General features: G+C 75.3%; 14 protein-coding genes. 6 read left to right on the forward strand and 8 right to left on the reverse strand.

What is annotated here, in order from left to right; all coding sequences use genetic code 11:
• Nucleotides 1-26: 26 nt before the first annotated feature.
• Nucleotides 27-1,760: a GAF domain-containing protein gene (locus tag ACIQD7_RS08275; RefSeq protein ID WP_402440622.1), complete on the reverse strand. Its 1,734-nt coding sequence runs from the start codon at nt 1,758-1,760 to the stop codon at nt 27-29.
• A gap of 287 nt (nt 1,761-2,047) precedes the next feature.
• Here ACIQD7_RS08275 and ACIQD7_RS08280 point away from each other — a divergent pair, with 287 nt between their 5' ends.
• Nucleotides 2,048-3,037, forward strand: a complete 990-nt coding sequence (locus ACIQD7_RS08280) for an Acg family FMN-binding oxidoreductase (protein ID WP_402440624.1) — start codon at nt 2,048-2,050, stop codon at nt 3,035-3,037.
• A gap of 27 nt (nt 3,038-3,064) precedes the next feature.
• Here the strand turns inward: ACIQD7_RS08280 and ACIQD7_RS08285 are convergent, their stop codons facing one another.
• From ACIQD7_RS08285 to ACIQD7_RS08295, 3 genes are read right to left on the reverse strand one after another with little or no spacing between them, the layout of a single operon-like run.
• Nucleotides 3,065-5,455 carry a glycoside hydrolase family 65 protein gene (locus tag ACIQD7_RS08285; protein WP_402440626.1) on the reverse strand — a complete coding sequence of 797 codons (2,391 nt, stop codon included), beginning with the start codon at nt 5,453-5,455 and terminating at the stop codon, nt 3,065-3,067.
• A gap of 34 nt (nt 5,456-5,489) precedes the next feature.
• Nucleotides 5,490-6,266 carry an HAD family hydrolase gene (locus ACIQD7_RS08290; RefSeq protein WP_402440627.1) on the reverse strand — a complete coding sequence of 259 codons (777 nt, stop codon included), beginning with the start codon at nt 6,264-6,266 and terminating at the stop codon, nt 5,490-5,492.
• Nucleotides 6,263-6,520, reverse strand: coding sequence for a hypothetical protein (locus ACIQD7_RS08295; RefSeq protein WP_402440629.1), 258 nt, complete (start codon nt 6,518-6,520; stop codon nt 6,263-6,265). The genes ACIQD7_RS08290 and ACIQD7_RS08295 overlap by 4 nt, the downstream gene beginning before the upstream one ends.
• A 529-nt stretch (nt 6,521-7,049) precedes the next feature.
• Here ACIQD7_RS08295 and ACIQD7_RS08300 point away from each other — a divergent pair.
• Both ACIQD7_RS08300 and ACIQD7_RS08305 read left to right on the forward strand, forming a co-directional pair.
• Entirely contained in the window at nt 7,050-7,625 is a 576-nt protein-coding gene (locus tag ACIQD7_RS08300; protein WP_402440631.1) for a rhodanese-like domain-containing protein, read from the forward strand.
• A 51-nt stretch (nt 7,626-7,676) separates the two neighbouring features.
• On the forward strand, nt 7,677-8,999 hold the full coding sequence (locus ACIQD7_RS08305) for a nicotinate phosphoribosyltransferase (RefSeq protein ID WP_402440633.1): 1,323 nt from the start codon (nt 7,677-7,679) through the stop codon (nt 8,997-8,999).
• A 240-nt stretch (nt 9,000-9,239) separates the two neighbouring features.
• Here ACIQD7_RS08305 and ACIQD7_RS08310 read toward each other — a convergent pair whose 3' ends face one another.
• Complete coding sequence (locus ACIQD7_RS08310) at nt 9,240-12,713, reverse strand: ATP-binding protein (protein WP_402440635.1); 3,474 nt, start codon at nt 12,711-12,713, stop codon at nt 9,240-9,242.
• Between the two features lie 162 nt (nt 12,714-12,875).
• Between ACIQD7_RS08310 and ACIQD7_RS08315 the strand changes: the two genes are divergently transcribed.
• Nucleotides 12,876-14,960, forward strand: coding sequence for a SpoIIE family protein phosphatase (locus tag ACIQD7_RS08315; RefSeq protein WP_161372781.1), 2,085 nt, complete (start codon nt 12,876-12,878; stop codon nt 14,958-14,960).
• Between the two features lie 33 nt (nt 14,961-14,993).
• Here ACIQD7_RS08315 and ACIQD7_RS08320 read toward each other — a convergent pair whose 3' ends face one another.
• Together ACIQD7_RS08320 and ACIQD7_RS08325 are read right to left on the reverse strand one after the other, a co-directional pair.
• On the reverse strand, nt 14,994-16,391 hold the full coding sequence (locus ACIQD7_RS08320) for an NADP-dependent succinic semialdehyde dehydrogenase (protein ID WP_402440638.1): 1,398 nt from the start codon (nt 16,389-16,391) through the stop codon (nt 14,994-14,996).
• 97 nt (nt 16,392-16,488) lie between these two features.
• Nucleotides 16,489-17,142 (reverse strand): ThuA domain-containing protein, encoded by a 654-nt coding sequence (locus tag ACIQD7_RS08325; RefSeq protein WP_402440640.1) that lies wholly within the window; start codon nt 17,140-17,142, stop codon nt 16,489-16,491.
• Nucleotides 17,143-17,392: 250 nt separating this feature from the next.
• Here ACIQD7_RS08325 and ACIQD7_RS08330 point away from each other — a divergent pair, with 250 nt between their 5' ends.
• Entirely contained in the window at nt 17,393-18,199 is an 807-nt protein-coding gene (locus ACIQD7_RS08330; protein ID WP_402440642.1) for a class II aldolase/adducin family protein, read from the forward strand.
• Here ACIQD7_RS08330 and ACIQD7_RS08335 read toward each other — a convergent pair.
• Nucleotides 18,163-18,819 carry a TetR/AcrR family transcriptional regulator gene (locus ACIQD7_RS08335; RefSeq protein ID WP_121833319.1) on the reverse strand — a complete coding sequence of 219 codons (657 nt, stop codon included), beginning with the start codon at nt 18,817-18,819 and terminating at the stop codon, nt 18,163-18,165. The two genes, ACIQD7_RS08330 and ACIQD7_RS08335, sit on opposite strands and share 37 nt — an antisense overlap.
• A gap of 104 nt (nt 18,820-18,923) precedes the next feature.
• Between ACIQD7_RS08335 and ACIQD7_RS08340 the strand changes: the two genes are divergently transcribed.
• Nucleotides 18,924-21,629 carry an FHA domain-containing protein gene (locus ACIQD7_RS08340; protein ID WP_402440643.1) on the forward strand — a complete coding sequence of 902 codons (2,706 nt, stop codon included), beginning with the start codon at nt 18,924-18,926 and terminating at the stop codon, nt 21,627-21,629.

Genomic DNA, 21,629 nt, shown 5'->3' on the forward strand with positions numbered 1-21,629 from the left:
CCGTTTCTCCGAAGGCCCACCACGGCTCACCCCCGGGTGGTCTCCAGGGGTACGCGCCACGCGAGGACCGTACCGCCCGGCGGGTCCGGACGGGGGCGGACGGACAGGCCGCCGCCCAGGCGCTCGGCCCGCTCGGTCAGGTTCCGCAGACCGCCCCGGCGCCCGCCCTCCCGGACGCCCACGCCGTCGTCGGCCACCGTGACCGCGAGGACGCCGTCCCCGACGACGACCGCCACCTCCGCCCGGCGGGCCCCCGCGTGCCGGGCCACGTTGGTGAGGGCCTCGCCGATCACCGCGACCACCTCGTCGGCCACCCCGGCCGGCACGTCCGTGTCGAGCAGGCCCTCCATCCGCAGCGCGGGGGCGAAGCCGAGCGTGGAGGCGGCCGAGTCGACCGCCTCGACGACGCGGCTCCTGAGCTTCGGGGCCGTCCCGGGGGTCTCGTGCTCCCGGAGGCCGAAGACGGTCGAGCGGATGATCTTGATGGTGGCGTCCAGGTCGTCGATGGCCCGGGTCAGCCGGGCCGCCGCCTCCGGATGGTCCACGAACCGCCGGGCGCTCTGCAGCGTCATGCCGGTGGCGAACAGGCGCTGGATCGCCAGGTCGTGCAGGTCCCGGGCGATGCGGTCGCGGTCCTCCAGGAGGCTCACCTGCTCGGCGTCGCGCCGCCGGTCGGCCAGTTCGAGGGCCAGCGCCGCCTGCCCGGTGAAGACCGGCAGCGCGGCGATCTCGGCGCCCGTGAAGGGCGGCCGCCCGGCGCGCCGCGCGAGGACCAGCACACCGCTCAGCCGCTCCTTCGTGCCGACCCTGACGGCCACGGCGGGACCGAAGCCCTCCCAGCGCTCGGGCCGGACCGTGATCCGTTCGTCGGTCCCGACGTCCGCGACGGTCACGAGACCGTCCTCGGCGAGGGCGACCGCCGCCAGGATGCCCTCGCCGCCGGGCAGCACCACGCCCCGGTGCGCGTCGGCGCGCTCGCCGCGGGCCAGCGCCCCCAGCGGTTCGCCGCCCGGCCCGACCGGGTGGAAGACGCCCGTGTCGGCGCCCGCGATGTCCACGGCCCGCTCCAGCATTCCGTCGAGGACCTCGGTCTCCGCCGCGCCGGACAGGAGGGCGCTGGTGAAGTCGGAGCTGGCGGCCAGCCAGCGCTGGCGGAGGCGGCCCTCCTCGTAGAGCCGGGCGTTCTCGATGGCGATTCCGGCCGCGACGGCCAGGGTCGTCACGACGGCCTCGTCCTCCGCGTCGAAGTCCGCCCGGCCCCGCTTCTCGGTCAGGTAGAGGTTGCCGAACACCTCGTCGCGGACCCGGATCGGGACGCCGAGGAAGGAGTGCATCGGCGGGTGGTGGGGAGGGAAGCCGTACGAAGCGGGGTGCTCGGCCAGTTCGGACAGGCGCAGCGGCTCGGGGTGGCGGATCAGCTCGCCGAGGATGCCGTGCCCGGAGGGCAGCGCGCCGATCCGTTCGCGGAGTTCGTCGCCGATGCCGACGGGGAGGAACGCGGACAGCTTCCGGTCGTCGCCGATGACGCCCAGCGCTCCGTACTCGGCGTCCACCAGGGTCACGGCGGACTCCACGATGCCGCGCAGCACCTGGGGCAGGTCGAGTTCCCGGCCGACGGACATGACGGCTTCGAGGAGTCCGTGGAGGCGGTCCCGGGTCCCCCGGACCTCGTCGATGCGCGTCTGGAGCTCGTCGAGCAGTTCGTCGAGGCGCAGCCGCGGCAGCCGTGCGTCCGCCGACCCCGTGTTCTCCCGGCCCATCGAAACCTCCGGTCGCGTCGGGCGCCCGCGCGACGCCGGCCGCGCCCGGTCCCACGGTAATCCCCGAGCCCGGTCCGCTCCTGCCGGACGCGTCCGCCGGGACGAGGGGGCCGGAGGTCCCGCCCGCGCGGGTGGGGCCGGTGGGTCCGAAGAGGGGGCCGTTCGGCCCTCCCGGACTCCCGGCGCGCGACGGACGGTGGGAGGGACGAGGCGCCCTCGCCTCCCGGACCCCGCTCGTCCCCTCGTCCCCCCGTCCGCCCCCACCGCACGCACAGTCAGGACGAACCGTGATCACCACCGCTCCCACCCGCACACTCGTGGCGTCGCTGGTCGAGGACGCCGTCACCGCGCCGTCGATGCACAACGCGCAGCCGTGGAGGTTCGTCCACCGGGCGGACACCGACACCGTCGAGCTGTACGGCGACCCGGCGCGCGAGATGCCGCGCGCGGACCCCGACCGCCGTGCCCTCCACCTCGGCTGCGGAGCGGCCCTGTTCGGGCTGCGGGTCGCCGCCGCCCACCGGGGCCTGGGCGCGGAGGTGCGGCTGCTGCCCGATCCGGAGGACCCCTGGCACCTGGCCGACGTGCGCCTGGACGGGACCGTCGGGACGGACGAGGACCTGGCCGCGCTCCGGCCCGCGCTGGCCGAGCGGCACACCAGCCGCTTCCCATTCACGGAGGAGCGGGTCCCCGCCGAGATCCTCGACGGGCTCCGGGCCGCCGCCCTCCTGGAGGGGTGCCGGCTGGTCGTCCCCGGGGACTGGCACACCGAGGCCGTCATGGGCCTGGTGCACGCCTCCGAGATGTTCGAGGCCGCGGACGTCCGGGTCCGCGCGGAGATCGCCGCGTGGACCCGCACCGGCGAGGCCGGGGAGGACGCCCGGACGGAGGGGATCCCCTCGTACGCCCTCGGTCCGAGGCAGTACGACGTCACCTCCCCGGTGCGGGACTTCGATCCTCCGCGCCGGGTCCCGGAGCGCGGTGCGGCGCGCTTCGAGAGGGATCCGCAGATCGCCCTGCTCGGCACGGCCGGGGACACGCCGCGGGAGTGGCTGGCGGCGGGGCAGGCCCTCCAGCGGGTCCTGCTCCGGGCCACGCTCGACGGGCTCGCCACCTCCCTGACGTCCCAGCCGCTGGAGTGGCCCGAACTGCGCCCGCTCGCGCGGGACCCCCTCTCCACGACGGGCTTCGTCCAGATGGTGCTCCGCTTCGGGTACGGGCCCCGGGGACGGGCGACTCCCCGCCGGCCGGTCTCCGAGGTGCTCGCGTTCGCCTGAGCCCCGGCCCGCGCCGGGGTCCGGAGTTCACAGCCGGAACCAGCGCTCCTCCCCCGCCCCGACGTCGTGCCGGCGGCCGCCCGGGAGGACGACGGTGAGCGGACTCCCGGACGAGGCGGGCACGCGGACGGAGAGCCGTCCGGGGAGGACGCGCACGCGGACGCCCCGATGGCCGTGGAAGCAGATCGTGAAGGCGAACCGGGGGATCTGCGCCAGGGCCACCGGTTCCACCCGGAGCCCCTCCGGGCCCGCCTCCAGGCCGGTGATCCCGCGCTCCACGAGGTCGACCGTGCCCGCCATCGCCCCGAGGTGGATGCCCTCGCCCGTCGTCCCGCCCTGCACGTCGGCGACGTCGCCGAGCAGGGCCTCCTCGCAGTACCGCCAGGCGTCGGCGCCCTTCTGCCGGGCGATCACCCAGCCGTGGACGAGGCTGCTGAGCGTCGAGCCGTGGCTGGTGCGCCGCAGGTGGTACGCGACGGTGGCGCGCCAGACGTCGTCGTCGAGCCGGTGGCCGAGCCGGGCGAAGAGGCCGTACAGCTCGGCGGGCCGGAAGAGGTAGCCGAGCATGAGCGTGTCGGCCTGCTTGGAGGCCTGGTAGCGGTTGACCGTGTCGCCCTCCGCCTCCAGGATCCGGTCGAGCCTGCGGATGTCGCCGTACCGCTCCCGGTATCCCTCCCAGTCGAGTTCGGCCAGGTCGCCGTAGCCCTCGAACTGGCTGATCACGCCCCGGTGGAACGGGATGTGGAGGCGCCGGGAGACGTCGTCCCAGCGGGACAGCTCCTCGTCGTCGAGGGACAGCTCCTCCGTCAGCTCCGCCCGCCGGGCGCCGGGCAGTTCGGCCAGGAGGTCGAGGCCCCGGGCCAGGACCCAGGCGGCGGTCGCGTTGGTGTAGGCGTTGTCGTCGATGCCGGGGGCCGTGGCGTCGGGGTAGGCGTCGTGGTACTCGTCGGGGCCCATGACCCCGCGGATGCGGTAGCGCCCCGGGCCGGGGTCGAAGGCGGCGGCGCCGGCCCAGTGGCGGGCGACCTCCAGCAGGATCTCGGCCCCCTCGGCGTGCAGGAACCCCCGGTCGCCGGTGGCCTGCGCGTACTGCCACACGTTGTACGCGACGGCCGAGCCGACGTGGCGCTGGAGGTGCGAGTGGTCGGGGAGCCAGCGCCCGGAGCGGGGGTTGAGGTGCAGTTGCTGGGTCTCCTCCCGGCCCGAGCTCGCGCTCTGCCACGGGTACACGGCGCCCACGGCACCGGCCCTGCGGGCCTCCTCGCGGGCGGCCGGGAGCCGTCGGTGGCGGTACAGGAGCAGGGCCCGGGCCACTTCGGGGAAGTGGAGGTTCAGATGGGGCAGGACGAACAGCTCGTCCCAGAAGACGTGCCCCCGGTACGCCTCGCCGTGCAGCCCCCGGGCGGGGACGCCGACGTCGAGCTCCGCCGTGTGCGGGGAGAGCGTCTGGAGCAGGTGGAACAGGTGGAGGCGCAGGATGCGGCCCACCTCCCCGGGGACGTACAGCTCGCCCTCCTCCCAGAGGCGCCGCCAGGACGCCTCGTGGGTGGCCAGGAGGCGGGGGAAGGCGGGCGCCCGGGCGACCTCGTCGCAGGCCTCCGTGCGCGGGTCGCCGTCCGGCCGGTCCGCCGAGGTGCGCAGGGCCAGGGTCTTCACGAGCGTCGCCGGGCGGCGGGGGCCGACCGGCAGGCGGTACGTCCGGACGGTGCCGGTCGGCGTGGCCGTCCCCCCGGCGGACGCCCCGGGGCGGGTGTCCGTGCGGACGGCCAGGGCGAGGTGGAGGACCGGGTCGGTGGTGCGGCAGGAGAGCCAGGCGGTGCCGCCGGGTCCGAATCCGCTCCGGTGGTCCGTGAGGTGGCTTCCCTCAAGGCTCCGGTACCGCTCCACCCCCGCGTTGACGACCGCGCCGTCGAGGACGGACTCCACCTCGACGGTACCGGTCCATCCGTAGGCGCGGAACGTGCTGCGCTGGGCCGCGAGGCGGGGGTCGCCCATGTGCACGATCCGGGTGTGGCCGACGCGCAGCGCACGCCCGTCCGCGTCGCGGAAGAACAGGTTCCGGACGAGCGTGCCCGCCCGCAGGTCGAGGCGTACGTCGTAGTGGCGCAGCTCCGGGGAGTCGGGGGTCAGCCAGGGGCCGGGCGGTCCGCCGTCCGGGAGGCAGCGGTAGCGCAGGCGGGTCCAGTCGGGGAGGTTGACCATGTCCTCGTTCTCGACCCGCCGGCCGGCGACGGCGGAGGTGCGCCGGTCGTAGCAGCCGGCCAGGTAGGTGCCCGGGTAGTGGACGGGTCCCGCGGGGCACTCGGGTGCGGAGCCCCGGGTGGCGAACCGGCCGTTGCCGAGCGTGCAGAGCGACTCGACGAGCCGCTCGCGCGCCGGGTCGTACCGGTCGTAGGTCCACGTCCAGTCCGTCGTCATCGCCGCCCGTCCCCCGCGCTCCGTACCGGTGTGGTCATCGCCGCCCGCCCCACGTCTCCCGGACCAGCGCGGTGAGGTCGGGGACGACCAGGTCGGCGCCCGCCTCGCGCAGGGGGGCCGTGCCGCGTCCGTCCGGGGCGCGGTCCAGGCCGACGACGAGGCCGAAGCCGCCCCGGCGGGCCGCCCGTACTCCGGCGAGCGCGTCCTCGACCACGGCGGTGTCGCCGGGGCGGGTGCCCAGGAGGGCGGCCGCGTGGAGGAAGAGCGCCGGGTCCGGTTTCCCGGGGAGGGCGAGCCGGGCGGCGTCCCCGCCGTCCACGACGTCCGCGAGGAGCCGGTCGAGGCCGGTGTCCGCGAGGAGCGTCCGGGCGTGGCGGGACGCGGAGACGGCGACGCACGGGACGCGGAGGGCGCGCAGGGCCGTGAGGGCCTCCGCCGCGTCCGGGAAGGCGGTGACGGCCCCGGCGGCCAGGGCGTCCAGGAAGGCCGCCTCCTTGCGGGCCGCGACCGCCCACACGGTGGCGCGGCCGGGCGGGTCGCCGGGGCTTCCGGGCGGGAGGCGGATGCCGCGGGAGGTCAGGAACGCCTCCGCCCCGTCGTAGCGCGACCGGCCGTCGACGAGGCGGCGGTACTCGGCGTCCGCGTCGAACGGCGCCGGGTCTCCGGCGCCGTCGGCCGCCCGTCCGGCGAGGCAGGCGTCGAACGCGGTCTTCCAGGCCGCCGCGTGCGCGGTGGCGGAGTCGAGGAGGACGCCGTCGGTGTCGAGGACGACGGCCCGGGGCGGCGGAGTGTCCTCGTGGCGCCCGTTCACGCGGCGGCCGGCGGGTCGGGGACCTGGAGGGCCGGGTGCCGCGGGCCGCCGAGCGCGACCTCGGGGGCCCCGGTGTCGGCCGCGCGGCCGAACATGCCGTACGCCTCCTCCGTCTGCCCGGGTGCGAAGCGGTGGGTGCCGCGTTCCTCCGCCGGCACGGGGGTGGAGGTGGTGGCGACGCGTCCGCCGGGCCGGACCGTCCGGGTGCGCGTCTCGCAGGTCTCCGGGAACCCCACGGCTTCCATGCTGCCCACCCACTTCCCGTACGGCGTTCGGGTGTCCTTCTCCTCCGGGCGCGGCCGTGACCCCCGCGGGGCTCCTCCTCGATCGCGGTCCCCTTCCAGGGTTCCGCGAAGCCGCGCGGCCGCAACCGGAACGGGAAGCGGCCCGCGACGCGGGGTCCTTCGCCGGGCCCGGGTCGGCGTACGCGCGGGGACCGGGGCACACGACCCGGAATATACCCCCCGGGGTAACCCTGTTACGGTGGAAGCCATACCCCAGGGGGTAATTTTCCAGCGGAGGCCGCCGTCCTCGGCGCGTGGGACGACAGGCGGCTTGCCGCCCGGACCTCCGGAGACGCGCTGCGGAAAGCCTTCGCGCTCGCGCTCCCGGCGGTGGCGACCCTCATGCTCGCCGACGCGTTCCGCCGAGAGCCGCACCCGGGCCCGACCGCACCGATCCCGGCCACCACCACACGTTCCGGCAACACTCCCGCAATACCCCCAGGGGTAAAATGACCCCGCCCCGTGCGGGCCCCGACGACAGACAAGGACCACCTCCGCCATGACCACGCCCACCGCCCTCGGCACCGACGAGGCACGCACCCGCCTGCACGAGCTGACCGTGATCGACGTGCGCACCCCGGGCGAGTTCGCGAGCGGCCACCTGCCCGGCGCGCTCAGCATCCCCCTGGACCGGATCGGGGACGCCCTGCCCGAGATCCGCGGGGCCGCCGACCGCGGGGAGGTCCTGGTGGTCTGCGCCTCCGGCGCCCGCTCGGAGAGCGCCTGCCGGACCCTCGCCGGGCACGGCATCACCGCCGCCACGCTCGCCGGCGGCACCGGCGCCTGGGCCGACGGCGGCCACGACCTGCACCGCCCCGAGGGCGGCCCGCGCGCCTCCTGGGCCATGGAGCGGCAGGTCCGCCTCACCGCGGGCTCGGTCGTCCTCCTCGGACTGCTCCTCGGCCTGCTCGTCCACCCGGCCTTCCAGCTGCTCTCCGCGGGCATCGCCGCCGGTCTCGTCTTCTCGGCCGTGACCAACACCTGCGGCATGGCCGTCGTGCTCGGCAAGCTGCCCCACAACCGCCCCCGCCCCGCCGACCTCGAAGCGGCCCTCGCCGCCCTGCGCGCCCGCTGACGCCCCGGGGCTCCCCGTGCGCGGCGCCGGCCGGCCGCGCATGATCGAAGCATGTCCCAGGTGACGACCACGGATCTGTACGAGGTCACGATGGCCCTCTCCTACCTGCGGGAGGACATGCGGGCACGGGCGACCTTCAGCCTCTTCGTGCGCGATCTGCCGCCGGGCCGCGGCTTCCTCGTGGCCGCCGGACTCGAACCGGCCCTCGACTACCTCTCCCGGTTCCGCGTGGGCCGCTCCGACGTCCAGGACTTCGCCGAGACGCTGCGGCGGCCCGTCGAGGACCTCGCACCGCTCCACGGCCTGTCCTTCGACGGGGAGGTGCGCGCCGTGCCGGAGGGGCGGATCGTCCTCGCGGGCGAGCCCCTCCTGGAGGTCACCGCGCCGCTGCCGCAGGCCCAGCTGGTGGAGACGTACCTGCTGTCCCTCCTCTGCCACCAGACGGCGGTCGCCTCCAAGGCGGCGCGGTGCGTGCTGGCCGCCGCCGGGCGTCCCCTGGTGGACTTCTCCCCACGCCGGGCCCACGGGCCCGAGGCGGGCGTCCAGGCGGCCCGGCTGTGCGCCCTGGTCGGCTTCGCCGGCACCAGCAACGTCGCCGCCGCCCGCCGGTACGGCATCGCGGCCGCGGGCACGATGGCCCACTCGTACGTGGAGGCCTTCGGCTCGGAGGAGCGGGCGTTCCGGGCGTTCGCCCGCACCCATCCCGGTCCGGTGACCCTGCTCGTCGACACGTACGACACCGAGCGCGGCGTCGCGACGGCCGCGCGCGTGCTCACGGACCTGCGGCTCGGTCCCGGGTGCGGGATCCGCCTCGACAGCGGCGACCTGGGCGCGCTGGCCCGCCGGGCCCGTGCCGCGCTCGACGGCGCGGGCCTGGCGGACGTGCGGATCGTCGCGAGCGGCGGCCTGGACGAGTACGGCGTCGACGCGCTCGTACGGGAGGGGGCGCCGATCGACGCGTACGCCGTGGGGACGAAGGTCGGCACGGCCGCCGACGCGCCGTATCTGGACGCGGCGTACAAGCTGGTCGAGTACGACGGGCGGCCGGTCATGAAGCTGTCGTCGGCGAAGGCGACGGCGCCGGGCCCGAAGCAGGTCTTCCGCGGCCCCGGCCTCCGCGACGTCGTCGGCCTGGCGCACGAGGAGCCGCCCGGGGGCACCGAGCCGCTGCTGCGGACCGTGATGCGCGGAGGGCTCCGGACGGAGCCGCCCGACACCCCGGCGGCCGCCCGGGAGCGCTTCGGGAAGGACCTCGCCGCCCTGCCGGAGGAGGCCCGGCGGATCGAGCGCCCGGTGCCGCCCGTGCCTGCTGTCACGACCCGGCTGGCGGTCCTGACGAGCCTGGTCCGGCACCGGATCGGGGCGAGGAAGTGAGGGAGCGAGGCCCATGAGCATTCCGCGCACCCCGTACGCCCTGTGCACGCCGGTGACAGCTGAACCGGACGCCCCGCCGTCCCGCCGGTTGCGGCCGGTCGAGTCGGGGCCGCTCGCCGTTCCCCACCATCCGGTGCCGGCGTTCTTCACCGGGGCGGCCGGGGACCGGGCCCGGTCCGGACGCACCCCGGCCCCGGTCCGGAGCGGGACGCGTCCGGGCCGGGGCCGGGGTGACAGGACCTAGGGCAGGAGCTCGTCCATGGAGGCGCGCCCCTTCTCCGCCATCCGGCGTTCCGCCCAGGCGAGGTTCTTCGGGGTCACGTCGCGGCCGGAGGCGAGGACCAGGTCCTCCGCCGTGAACTCCCCCTCCGATCCGGCGTGCAGCAGCCGGTCGGGCGTCGGGAAGTCCCCCGGGGACGTCTTGTCGGGCTCAGCGTTCATGCCGCCTCCTACGTGTTCGTCCGGCACTCGCCATTGTGGTGTCCGGTCGGCGAGAACGCATCCGGGGCCGCAGGAGCCCCGGCGCCGGGCCGTCGTACGAGGTCGGCGGCGGCCCTCGGGGACAGGACGGCGCCCTCCTCGTGGTGGCGGGCGTACGCCTCCGGGGCGAGGGCCGCGCGCAGGGCCTGCTCCGCGCGGGTGCGGATCAGGGTCTCCGTCTCCGAGGTGAAGGGGCGGAAGCCGCCCGCGCCGGGCCCCGCGTGGGCGTCGTACGCGCCGAGGAGCCGGGCCCCGGTCTCGGCGTCGCCCGGCCCGCCCCGACCGGCGCGGGCCCACGCGGCGGTCCCGAACTGGGCGACGACGAGGTGCGGGGCGACCAGGTGGGCGAGGGTCTCCACGTCCACGACGGCGCGGGCCAGCCGGTCGAGGGCCTCGTCGTAGGCGCCGTCCAGGCAGTCGAGCCAGGCCCACGTCCCGCCGGCCAGGCCCCAGAAGAGCGACGGGGTGACCTCGCCGAACTCGCCCTCCAGGAGGGTGAGCTGGGCGCGGGCGAGTCCGGTGCGTCCGGTGTGGCCGTAGTGCTGGACGAGCAGCATCCGGCCGGAGCCTGAGCCGCACGGCGGCCAGGCGCGCGGTGAAGACGGGCACCTGGGAGCGCGCGCCGACGCGGGCGGCGGCCTCGGTGGCCCGCTCGAAGTCGGCGGCGGCCTCGGCGAGCCTGCCGGTCTGCTCGTAGGCCTCTCCCCGGGCGGCGAGGGACTCCGCGATCCCCCAGGCGTCCCCGGCGGCCTCGAAGAGGGCGAGCGCCTCCTCGGCGTCGGCTTCGCGGCCGGCGAGCTTGGCGCGCATGAGGAGGGCGAAGCCGAGGTCCCAGCCGGGTCCCTGGTCGCGGCAGGCGCCGACGATCTCCGTGAGGGTCTCGTCCAGGCTGGTGAGCTCTCCGGTCATCAGGCGGGCGAAGTACCACATGGTGCCCGGCTGCCGACAGGTCTGCGGCAGGCCCGGGCGGTACGCGGAGACGAGGGCGGAGAGCCGGTCCCGGGTCCCGGGGCGTTCGAGGGCGGTGGCGCCCGCGCCGCCCTCGGTGGCGAGCGCGTACAGCCGGCCGCCGCGCCGGGCCTCCCAGAGGCGTTCGCCGGTCCACGGCGGCGGCACGTCGGCGCACCGCCCCTCGAACGGCAGCGCGGGTCGGACGGGCTCCTCGAAGGGGTCGGGGCCGAGGCGCGCGGCCTCGGCGGCCCAGGTGCGGGCGTCGACCTGGTGGTTGCGCAGCTGCCAGAACCAGCTGAGGCAGTGGACGAGGCAGAGCACCTCCTGCTCGTCGCCGAGGGCGAGGGCGGTCCGCAGGGCGCCGCGCAGGTTGTCGTGCTCCCGTTCGAAGCGGGCGATGGCGGCGACCTGGCCGGACCCGCGCAGCTCCGGATCCGTCCGCCGGGCCAGCTCCCGGTAGTACACCAGGTGCCGCCGCTCCACCTCCGCCCGCTCCCCCGCCTCCGCAAGCCGCTCCCGCGCGTACTCCGCCACCGTCTCAAGCAGCCGGTACCGCATCCCGTCCTCCACCGGACCCGCCACCACCAGCGACTTGTCCACCAGCGCACCCAGCACGTCCAGCACGTCCAAACCCGCCCCGTCCGCGCACACCGCCTCCGCCGCCGCCAGACCACACCCGCCCGCGAACACCGAAAGCCGCCGCAGCACCACCCGCTCCGGCCCCTCAAGCAACTCCCACGACCAGTCCACCACCGCCCGCAACGTCTGCTGACGCGGCAACACCGTCCGCGCCCCCGCCGTCAACAACCGGAAACGGTCATCCAGCCGCTCCGCGATCTGCCCCACCGACAACATCCGCAACCGCGCCGCCGCCAGCTCGATCGCCAACGGCAACCCGTCCAGACGACGACACACCTCCTCCGCCGCCCCCAGGTCCTCCTCCACCGAGAACCCCGGCCGCGCCGCCGCACCCCGCTCCCCCAGCAACCGCAACGCCACCCCCACCGGCAACGGACCCACCGGCCGCACCACCTCCCCCGGCACCCCCAACGGCTCCCGACTCGTCGCGAGCACGGTCACTCCGGGGCAGCGCGTCAGCAGCGACTGCGCGAGCTCCGCCGCCGTGCCGACCACGTGCTCGCAGTTGTCGAGGACCAGCAGCATCCGGCGGGTGCCGCAGTGCTCCACGAGGTCGGCGAAGGGGTCCTTCGGCGCGGCGTCGGGGACGGGCGGGCGCTGCCAGAGCTGCGTCTCGCGGGCCCCGAGGGCGGTGAGGACGGCGGCGCCGACCGTGGACCCGTCCCGTACGGAGGCGAGTTCGGCGAGGTGGACCGGGCCGTCGTACGTCTCGGCGGCCTCCAGGGCGAGGCGCGTCTTGCCGACGCCGCCGGGCCCGGTGAGGGTGACGAGCCGCCGGTCGCCCCAGGCGGCGGCGAGGTCTCCCAGTTCGTCGTCGCGGCCGATGAAGGAGGTCAGACGGGCGGGCAGGGCGCCCGTCGGGTGCTCCGGGCCCGCGGGCCGGTCCTCCGCGAGGAGGTCGGCGTGCAGGGCGCGCAGGGCGGGCCCGGGGTCCGTGCCGAGGCGTTCGGCGAGGGCGGTGCGCACCTCCTCGTACGCGGCCAGGGCCTCGGCGGGCCGTCCGGCGGCCCGCAGGGCGCGGATCCGCAGGGCCTGGAGGGGTTCGTCGAGGGGCTGCTCCGCGGCGAGGGCGGCGAGCGGCGCGAGGACCCCGGCGGCCCGTCCCAGGGCCAGGTCGGCGGCGAACCGGTCGCGGCGCGCCTGCGCGTGCCGCTGTTCGACCCGTACGACCAGGGGGTCCGCGTCCCGGCCCGGGAGGTCGGCGAGGGCGGGGCCGCGCCAGAGCCCGAGGGCCTCGTCCAGCAGGGCGGCGGCACGGCCCGCGTCCCCGGCGGCCCCGGCTTCCCCGGCGGCGAGGGCGGCGGCCCCCTCGGCGGCGAGCCGTTCGAAGCGGTACAGGTCGATGTCGTCCCGGTCGGCGGCGAGGCGGTAGCCGGCGGGCTCGGAGGCGACGGCCTCCCGGCCCAGGGCCCGGCGCAGCCGGCCGACGAGGGCCTGGAGCGCGGCGGTGCGGTCCTGGCCGTCGGCCGGGTCCGCGTCCGCCCAGACCTGTGCGATCAGCGCGCCCGGGTCGACCGCGCGCCCGCCGGCCGCCGCGAGCGCGGCGAGCAGGGCGCGGAGCCGGCCGCCGCCCAGGACGGCCTCCGTCCCGTCGCCGGTACGGAGGGCCTGACACGGACCGAGGACACGGTAGGACGGCTGCACCGGCCCATTCTGCCCCGCCGGTGCCCCGGGTCCCACCGATATCCGGGGCCGCGCCCGGCGCCGGTGCGCCCCGTCCGTCCGCCCCGGTCCTCCGCGGCGAACTCGCGCCACGCCGTGTCACCGCCATGGCGTCGCCGGGGTGCGGGTTCGACAATGGGGGGGATGACCGATGACGACCCGCGTACGCGCAGTGGCGAGATCGGGCCCGCCGAGTGGCTCGCCATGAACCGGACCGGCAGCTTCGACTGGGATCTCGACACGGGCAGCATCGATGCCGACGAGTCCGGGCTGCTGGTCTTCGGCGTGTCCCCGGACGCCTTCGACGGGTGTCCGGAGACGCTCGTCGCGCGCCTCGACCCCGAGGAGCGGGTCAAGCTCCGGGGCGTCGTGCGCGAGGCCGTCAAGAGCGGCGCGGTCTCGTACACCGCGCACTTCCCCATCCCGCAGGACGACGGACCACCCCACTGGACGCACGTGCAGGCGCGGATCCTGCGCTCGCCGGACGGGCGGGCCCGGCGGATCGTCGGCGTGGTGCGGGACACGACCGCCGAGGTGATGCACTTCGCCTTCGTGCGGGACCTGGAGAAGCGTCGCGAGGTCCAGACGAACATCGTGGAGCGGACGACGAACGCGCTGTCGCGCGCGGTGACCGTGGACGACGTGACGGCCGCCCTGACCGGGCCCGGCGGGCTCGCGCGGCTGGGGGCGGACGGTCTCGCGCTCGGGCTCGTGGAGAACGGCTCGCTGAACATCATCGCGCTGAGCGGGGAGTCCCTCGACGTGCTCGACGGATTCCGCAACCGGCGTCTCGACCGGCGGCTGCCGCTGGCCGAGGCGGTGCTGAGCGGCCGGCCCCGGTTCGCGTCGTCCTTCCCGTCGCTCGGACGGGAGTTCCCCGAGCTGGCCCCCTATCTGCCCCGGCTCGACTTCCGGGCCGCCTGCTACCTGCCGCTGGTGGCGCAGGCGCGCTCGCTGGGCGGGATGGCGCTGTTCTACCGGGGCCGCACCTCGTTCAACCCCGACGAGCGGAACCTGGCCCTGGGGCTCGCGGCGATCGTCGCCCAGTCGCTCCAGCGGGCGATGCTCTTCGACGAGGAGCGGGAGCTGGCGACCGGTCTCCAGGCGGCGATGCTGCCGCGCCGGATCCCGGAGATCACCGGCGGGCAGATCGCCGTCCGCTACCACGCGGCGTGGAGCGGGCGGCAGGTCGGCGGCGACTGGTACGACGTGATCCCGCTGCCGCGCAGCCGGGTCGGGATCGTCGTGGGCGACGTCCAGGGCCACGACACGCACGCGGCGGCCATCATGGGCCAGCTGCGGATCGCGCTGCGGGCGTACGCGGGCGAGGGGCACGCCCCTTCGACGGTGCTGGCGCGGGCTTCCCGGTTCCTGGCCGAGCTGGACACGAACCGCTTCGCGACCTGTACGTACGCGCAGGTGGACCTGGCGAGCGGCACCCTGCGCGCGGTGCGGGCCGGGCACCTGGACCCGCTGATCCGGCACAACGACGGGCGGGTGGGGCAGCCCAAGCTGCGGGGCGGGCTCCCGCTGGGCCTGGCGACCGTGTTCGGGGACGAGGAGTTCCCGGAGACGCGGCTCGACCTGGTGCCCGGGGAGACCCTGGTGCTCTGCACGGACGGGCTCGTCGAGCAGCCCGACTCGGACATCTCGTCCGGTCTCGCCGCGCTCGCCGGGGCGATCGCCAGCGGTCCGCCGCAGGCCGAGGCGCTGGCCGACCACCTCTCCGACCGACTGTGGGAGCGGTGGGGTTCGGGCGACGACGTGGCCCTCCTGGTGCTGCGGCGCAGCCCGGACCCGGGCACGCCCCGGGCGCCCCGCATCCACCAGTACATCCACCAGGCCGATCCGCAGGGCCTCTCGGACGCGCGGGCGGCCGTGGGGCAGGCGCTGCGCGACTGGGGGATGCGGGAACTCGCGGACGACGCGGAGCTGCTGACGGGCGAACTCCTCGTCAACGTGCTGCTGCACACGGAGGGGGGCGCGGTGCTGACCCTGGAGGTGCTGCCCGAGCCGGTGCGGCGGGTGCGCCTTTCGGTGCAGGACCGGTCGAGCGCCTGGCCCCGGCGCCGTACTCCGGGCGAGGCGGCCACGTCGGGGCGCGGGCTGCTGCTGCTCGACGCGCTGGCCTCCCGGTGGGGGGTCGAGCCGCGCGGCGAGGGCAAGGCGGTGTGGTGCGAGATCGGCCCGGCGCAGGTGCCGGCCGACGCCGCTCCCGGCGGCGGGTGAGCCCGCCGCCGGGAGGAGGGGGTCCGGACGGGGTCAGGCGCGCTGCCACACCGTGGTGGCGTTGCAGAACTCGCGGATGCCGTGGCCGGCGAGCTCGCGGCCGTACCCGGAGCGCTTGATCCCGCCGAAGGGGAGCGCGGGGTGGGAGGCGGTCATGCCGTTGACGAAGACGCCGCCGGCCTCCAGGTCGCGGACGAAGAGGGCGACCTCCTCCTGGGAGCGGGTCCAGACGTTGGAACTGAGGCCGAACGGGGAGTCGTTGGCGACGGCCACGGCCTCCTCGGCGTCGCCGACCGCGTAGACGGTGGCGACCGGTCCGAAGGCCTCCTCGCGGTGGATCCGCATCTCCGGGGTGACGCCGGTGAGGACGGTGGGCCGGTAGTACCAGCCGTTCCGCAGCTCCTCGCCCTCGGGGCGGTGGCCGCCGCAGAGGGCGGTGGCGCCCTTCGCCACGGCGTCGTCGACGAGTTCCTCCAGGTCGGCGCGGCCCTGCTCGGTGGCGAGGGGGCCGACGTCGGTGGACTCGTCGAGGGGGTCGCCGACGGTGAGGGCGTTCATGGCGGCGGTGAAGCGCTCGGAGAAGTCGTCGTACACGTTCCGGTGGACGATGAACCGCTTGGCGGCGATGCAGGACTGGCCGTTGTTCTGGACGCGGGCGGTGACGGCGGTCTTGACGGCCGCGACGACGTCGGCGGAGGGCATCACGATGTACGGGTCGCTGCCGCCGAGCTCCAGGACGGTCTTCTTGATCTCGTCGCCCGCGACGGAGGCGACGGCCCGGCCGGCCGGTTCGCTTCCGGTGAGGGTGGCGGCCACCACGCGGGGGTCGCGCAGGACGCCCTCGACCTCGCGGGAGCCGATGAGGAGGGTCTGGAAGCAGCCGTCGGGGAATCCGGCGCGGCGGAAGAGGTCGCCCAGGTAGAGCGCGGTCTGCGGCACGTTGGAGGCGTGCTTGAGGAGGCCGGTGTTCCCCGCCATGAGGGCGGGCGCGGCGAAGCGGATCACCTGCCAGAGCGGGAAGTTCCACGGCATGACGGCGAGGACGGGGCCGAGGGGCCGGTAGTGGACGCGGGCGGTGTCCGCGCCGGAGTCCTGGACGTCGCTCTCCGCCGGGTGCTCGTCGGCGAGGAGTTCCTCGGCGTGGCGGGCGTACCAGCGCATGGCCTTGGCGCACTTGGCGGCCTCGGCGCGGGAGGCGGCGATCGGCTTGCCCATCTCGACGGTCATGGTGCGCGCGATGTCCTCGGTGTCCTCGTCGAGGAGGCTCGCGGCGGCGCGCAGGAGGCGGGCGCGTTCGGCGAAGGAGGTGGTGCGGTACCGGCGGAACGTCTCGTGCGCGGCGGCGACGCGGCGCTCGACCTCCTCGGGCCCGTGGGCCTCGTAGGTGCGCAGCGTCTCGCCGGTCGCGGGGTTCACGGTGGCGATGCCCATGGCCTGTCTCCTCCTGCGTCGGCCCCCGTCCGACACCAACCTTCCGTGAAGAGCGGCGCGGCGCAACAGGGGCGGGACGGCGGGGTGACCCGGGCGGTCAGGCGGTGAGCCAGGTCAGGGCGCCGGCGAGGTGGGCCCGGAAGAGGGGGTCGCGGTACGCCTCCGGGGCGTGGCCGAGGGCGGTGAAGAGGACGCGCCCCCGGTCCACCTCCCGGCACCAGACGAGCGGGTGGTCGTCGCCGTGGGTGCCGCCCCGGTACGAGGACTCGTCGGCCCGGGCAAGGACCCGTACGCCCCGGGGGGCGGAGGTGAAGTTGTACCACTCGTCCGTCCACGTCCAGCGGGCCGGGAGCGGGGCGGTCGCCGGGTGGTCGCCGGGGGTCGTGAGGACGGTGCCGGGCTGGACCTCGGGGTGGCCGTCGAAGCGGGTGCCGAGCAGCTCGCCGTAGAAGGGCCAGTCGGGTTCGGCGTTGGCGGCGGCGTGTACGGCGAGGAGGGCGCCGCCGCCCCGCAGGTATGCCTCGAAGGCGGTCCGCCCCTCGGGCGTCAGGACGGTCCCGGTCGTGGAGAGCAGGACGACGACGGCGCACCGGGTGAGCCGTTCGGGCGTGAAGGCGCCCGGGTCCTCGGTGACCTCGGCCGCCCGGCCCGCCTCCTCCGCCAGCTCCACGAGGGCGGCGGCGCCGTCGGGGATCGAGTCGTGGCGGTACCCGGCGGTGCGGGTGTAGATCAGGACGTCTGGGGTGGACACGGGGCGGGCTCCAGGGGAAACAGACGAAACGGGGAGGCAGAGGAGACAGGGAGACAGCGATGGGGAAAGCGCTTTCTATCGTTCACTCCGACCGTAGTCACCGGAACCGGCGCCCCGCAAGGAGCGGCCTGCGGAGGCTCACCCCGATCCATTGTCGTATCGGATACATCTCTGTATCTTTTGGCGCGCCGCACTCCATCCGGACAGTCCCATCCGCACGCCCCGCCGTCCGTTCCGCCGAGGAGCCGCCATGAGCACCGTGCCGCCCGCGCTCGCCGCCGCCGTCGGGCCGCTGCCCGACGGGGTCGTCCTGCCGCTGCCGCCCGCCTTCGAGAGCGTCGAGGAGGAGCGCCGGTACCGCAAGGAGCAACTGGCCGCCGGATTCCGGATCTTCGGGCGGTTCGGCTTCTCCGAGGGGGTCGCCGGACACATCACCGTCCGCGACCCCGGCGACCCGAACGCCTTCTGGGTCAACCCGTTCGGGATGAGCTTCGGCCAGATCAAGGCCTCCGACCTGATCCTCGTCGACCACGAGGGCGTCGTCCTCGAAGGGCGCCGCCCCGTGAACCGGGCCGCCTTCGTCATCCACTCCCGGGTCCACGCCGCCCGCCCCGACGCGATCGCCGCCGCGCACTCGCACTCCCTGTACGGCAAGGCCTTCTCCAGCCTCGGGATCCCGCTCGACCCGATCACCCAGGACGCCTGCGCGTTCTTCGAGGACCACGGGATCTACGACGACTACCGGGGCGTGGTGAACGAGGGCGAGGAGGGCGAGCGGGTCGCCAAGGCCCTCGGCGCGTACAAGGCGGTGATCCTCAAGAACCACGGGCTGCTCACGGTCGGGCAGTCCGTCGCCGAGGCCGTGTGGTGGTTCGTCACCATGGAGCGCTCCTGCCAGGCCCAGCTCCTCGCGATGGCCGCGGGCACCCCGCAGCTCATCGACCGGGAGACCGCGCTGCTCACGCGCGGTCAGGTCGGCGGGCACCTGGCGGGCTGGTTCCAGGCGCGCCCGCTGTGGGATCAGATCACCGCGTCCGACCCGGACCTCTTCGACTGACCTCCCGGGCCGGGGAGTTCGCGCGTCGAGGCCTCCAGGAACCCCGGGAGGAACTGGCGTTCCAGGCTGCCCGGCGGCAGTTCGTCCGGCTCCACGTAGCTCTGCGCGAGACCGCCCTCGCGCAGGGCGATGAGCAGGCGCGCGAACCGGTCGGCGTCCACGGTGAGTTCGCGTCCGGCCCGGCGCAGGACGAGGGTGAGGCCGCGGGCGATCTCCGCCCGCAGCCGCTCGTCGTGGCGCGCGAGCACCCAGGCGGCCTGCGGGTCCCGGATGGCGTGCAGGGTGAACTCCGTGGTCACCAGGTACCAGTCCCGCTCGTCCGGCTCCACGCGGGAGGCCAGCTCCGCGAGCCGGGCCAGGGTGTACTCCTCGGCCGTCAGCGCGTCGATCGACTCGGCGAGCCGCCGCACCGTCCGGTCGCTGTGCTCGTCGAAGAGGGCGAGGAAGAGCTCCTCCTTGCTCGCGAAGTTCGAGTAGTACGCGCCCCGCGTGTAACCGGCGCGCTCGCAGATCTGCTCGATCGTCGTCGCGTGGAAGCCGTGCTCGGCGAAGGTCTCCAGGGCGGCCTTCAGGAGCGCCGCACGGGTGCGGGGCCGCCGCTTGGTGACGCCTTTCGGCACGGGTGGTTCCTCCAGTTCGTCCGGGCCGCTGCCGCGGCGGACGCCCACCATACCGGCGCCTCCCGGCCGGGCGGGGATCAGCTCCGGCGGATAAAATTCCAGACATGGGAGAGCGGCCAGCCGCGCCTGCGGCGCCCGACCTGGTCCTCGAGATCGACGGGGACGCGACGCTCATGGACCCGAGCCGCGTCTACCGCGTCGGACGGGACCCCACCAGCGACATCGTCCTCTCGGACGCCCGGGCGTCCTGGCACCACGCGGTGCTCAGGGCCTCCGCCGGCCGGTGGACCCTGACCGACGAGGACAGTACGAACGGCACCTTCGCGGACGGCCGGAAGGTGGCCGGGGCGCGGGAGGTCGGCGCCGGGACCGTCGTACGGTTCGGACACCCGGAGGACGGCCCGCGCGCCGTCCTCTCGACCGGTGCCCGGGCCCGCCCGGCGGAGCCGGGACCCGCGCCCGAAGCCGTATCACCGCCTCTGCCCCCGCCCGTACCGGAACCCGAGCCCGAGCACGTGCGGGAACGGGAGCCGGGGCCGGACGGGGTACGGGAACGGGAGCGCGTCCCGGAGCCGGAGCAGGCACCAGAACGGGAGCACGCGCCGGACGAGCGTGTGCGGGAGGAACACGTACGGGAGGAGCACGTACACGACGAGCACGTACGCGAGCCGGAGCCCCTTTCCGGACCCGTACGGGAGCCGACGCCCGCCCCCGAGCCGGAGCCCCTTTCCGGACCGGAGCCCGTCCCCGAGCCCGTCCCCGACCCCGTACGGGAGCGGGAATCCGGGCCTCCCCGGCCCCCTTCCGTCTCGCATCCCGCCGCCACCGGCACCTTCCGGCAGCCGACGTCCGTCCGGCCGCTGCCCACCCACAGCATCCGCATCGGCCGCGCCCCCGACAACGACGTCGTCATCCCCGACCTCGTCGTCTCCCGGCGCCACGCCGAACTGCGCGCCCACCCCGACGGCACCTACTGGATCCACGACCTGGACAGCCACAACGGCACCTTCCTCAACGGCCGGCCCGTCACCGACGCCCGGGTGACGCCGGAGGACATCGTCGGCATCGGGCGGTGCGCGTTCTGCCTGATCGGCGGGCAGCTGGTCGAGTTCACCGACACCGGCGAGGTCTCGCTGGACGTGCGGTCGCTCGCCGTCACCGTCGACCACGGGCACAAGACCCTCCTCGACGAGGTGTCGTTCCCGGTGGGCGAGAAGTGCCTGCTCGCGGTCGTCGGACCGTCCGGCGCCGGGAAGTCCACGCTCCTGAACGCCCTCACCGGCCAGCGGCCCGCCGACCGGGGCACGGTGCTCTACGACGGCCGCGACCTGTACCGGGACTACGCCGAGCTGCGCCAGCGCATCGGACTCGTCCCCCAGGACGACATCCTGCACCTCCAGCTGACCGTGCGCCGGGCCCTCGGGTACGCCGCCGAGCTGCGGTTCCCCGAGGACACCGAGCGCGCGGAACGGCAGGCCCGGGTGGACGAGGTGATCCGGGAGCTCGGGCTCGTGGAGCGCGCGGACCAGCCGATCCACAGCCTCTCCGGCGGACAGCGCAAGCGGGTGAGCGTGGCACTGGAGCTGCTCACCAAGCCGTCCCTGCTCTTCCTGGACGAGCCCACCTCGGGCCTCGACCCCGGCATGGACCGGTCCGTGATGCACATGCTGCGCGGGCTCGCCGACGACGGGCGGACGGTCGTCGTGGTCACGCACAGCGTGCTCAGCCTGGACGTCTGCGACCGGCTGCTCGTCCTCGCGCCCGGCGGCCGGGTCGCCTACTACGGGCCGCCCTCCGAGGCCCTCGGGTTCTTCGGCTTCGAGGAGTGGCCGGAGGCCTTCGAGGCCTTCGAGAAGGAACGGGACCGCGACTGGGCGGGCGGCTACCGCTCCTCCCGCTTCCAGCGCCGGTACATCACCGACGCCACGGCGGGCCCGGACCTCCCCCTGGGCGGCGGCGCCCCCGCGGACGAGGTGCGGGCCCCGCCGCCGAAGGCGCAGAGCTGGGGCTCCCAACTGCGGACCCTGGTGCGCCGCTACGCGGCGGCGCTCTCCGCCGACCGCACCTTCATCGTCATCATGGTGGCGCTGCCGTTCGTGATGGGGGCGATGGCCCGTGCCCTGTCGGAGGGCAGTCTCAACCCCGAGTCCTCCCTGAACGTCCTGCTCATCCTCTGCGTGGGCGGGGTCCTCACGGGCGCGGCGAACGCCGTGCGCGAACTCGTCAAGGAACGCACGATCTACCGGCGCGAGAGAGCCGTCGGCCTGTCCCGCTCGGCCTACCTCGCCTCCAAGGTGGTGGTCCTCGGCCTGATCACGGTCGTGCAGTCGGTCGTCCTGACCCTGGTGGCCCTGATCGGCGTGCCGCTGAACGTGCCCGGCGGTAAGGGGGTCCTGATGCCCCCGCTGGTGGAGATCACCCTCGCCGTCGCGCTGCTGTCCTTCACCGCGATGATGCTCGGCCTGTTCGTCTCCGCCCTCGTCCGCAAGGAGGAGGTGACGATGCCGCTGCTCGTCCTGCTCGCCATCGTGCAGGTGGTGTTCTGCGGGGCGCTCCTGACCGTACGGGGCACGCCCGTCCTGGAGCAGCTGGCCTGGCTGGTGCCCTCGCGGTGGGCGTTCGCGGCGATGGGCGCGACGATCGACATCGGGAAGGTGGCGCCGAGCGACAAGACCACCGATCCGCTGATGCGGCACACGGCGGAGGCCTGGCTGTTCGACATGGGCATGATGGTGGTGCTCTGTCTGGTCCTCGGCCTGGTCGTGGCCCGGCTGCTGCGCCGCCACGAGCCGGTCGTCATGCGGAGGTAG

This window comes from Streptomyces sp. NPDC093071 (assembly GCF_044754545.1).
Lineage (GTDB): Bacteria > Actinomycetota > Actinomycetes > Streptomycetales > Streptomycetaceae > Streptomyces.

Bases quoted from the DNA above. Each gene is read 5' to 3' on its own strand.
- ACIQD7_RS08330 (WP_402440642.1), top strand. From the start codon at position 17,393: ATGAGCACCGTGCCGCCCGCGCTCGCCGCCGCCGTCGGGCCGCTGCCC.
- ACIQD7_RS08340 (WP_402440643.1), top strand. From the start codon at position 18,924: ATGGGAGAGCGGCCAGCCGCGCCTGCGGCGCCCGACCTGGTCCTCGAG.
- ACIQD7_RS08305 (WP_402440633.1), top strand. From the start codon at position 7,677: ATGTCCCAGGTGACGACCACGGATCTGTACGAGGTCACGATGGCCCTC.
- ACIQD7_RS08300 (WP_402440631.1), top strand. From the start codon at position 7,050: ATGACCACGCCCACCGCCCTCGGCACCGACGAGGCACGCACCCGCCTG.
- ACIQD7_RS08285 (WP_402440626.1), bottom strand. From the start codon at position 5,455: ATGACGACGGACTGGACGTGGACCTACGACCGGTACGACCCGGCGCGC.
- ACIQD7_RS08315 (WP_161372781.1), top strand. From the start codon at position 12,876: ATGACCGATGACGACCCGCGTACGCGCAGTGGCGAGATCGGGCCCGCC.
- ACIQD7_RS08320 (WP_402440638.1), bottom strand. From the start codon at position 16,391: ATGGGCATCGCCACCGTGAACCCCGCGACCGGCGAGACGCTGCGCACC.
- ACIQD7_RS08275 (WP_402440622.1), bottom strand. From the start codon at position 1,760: ATGGGCCGGGAGAACACGGGGTCGGCGGACGCACGGCTGCCGCGGCTG.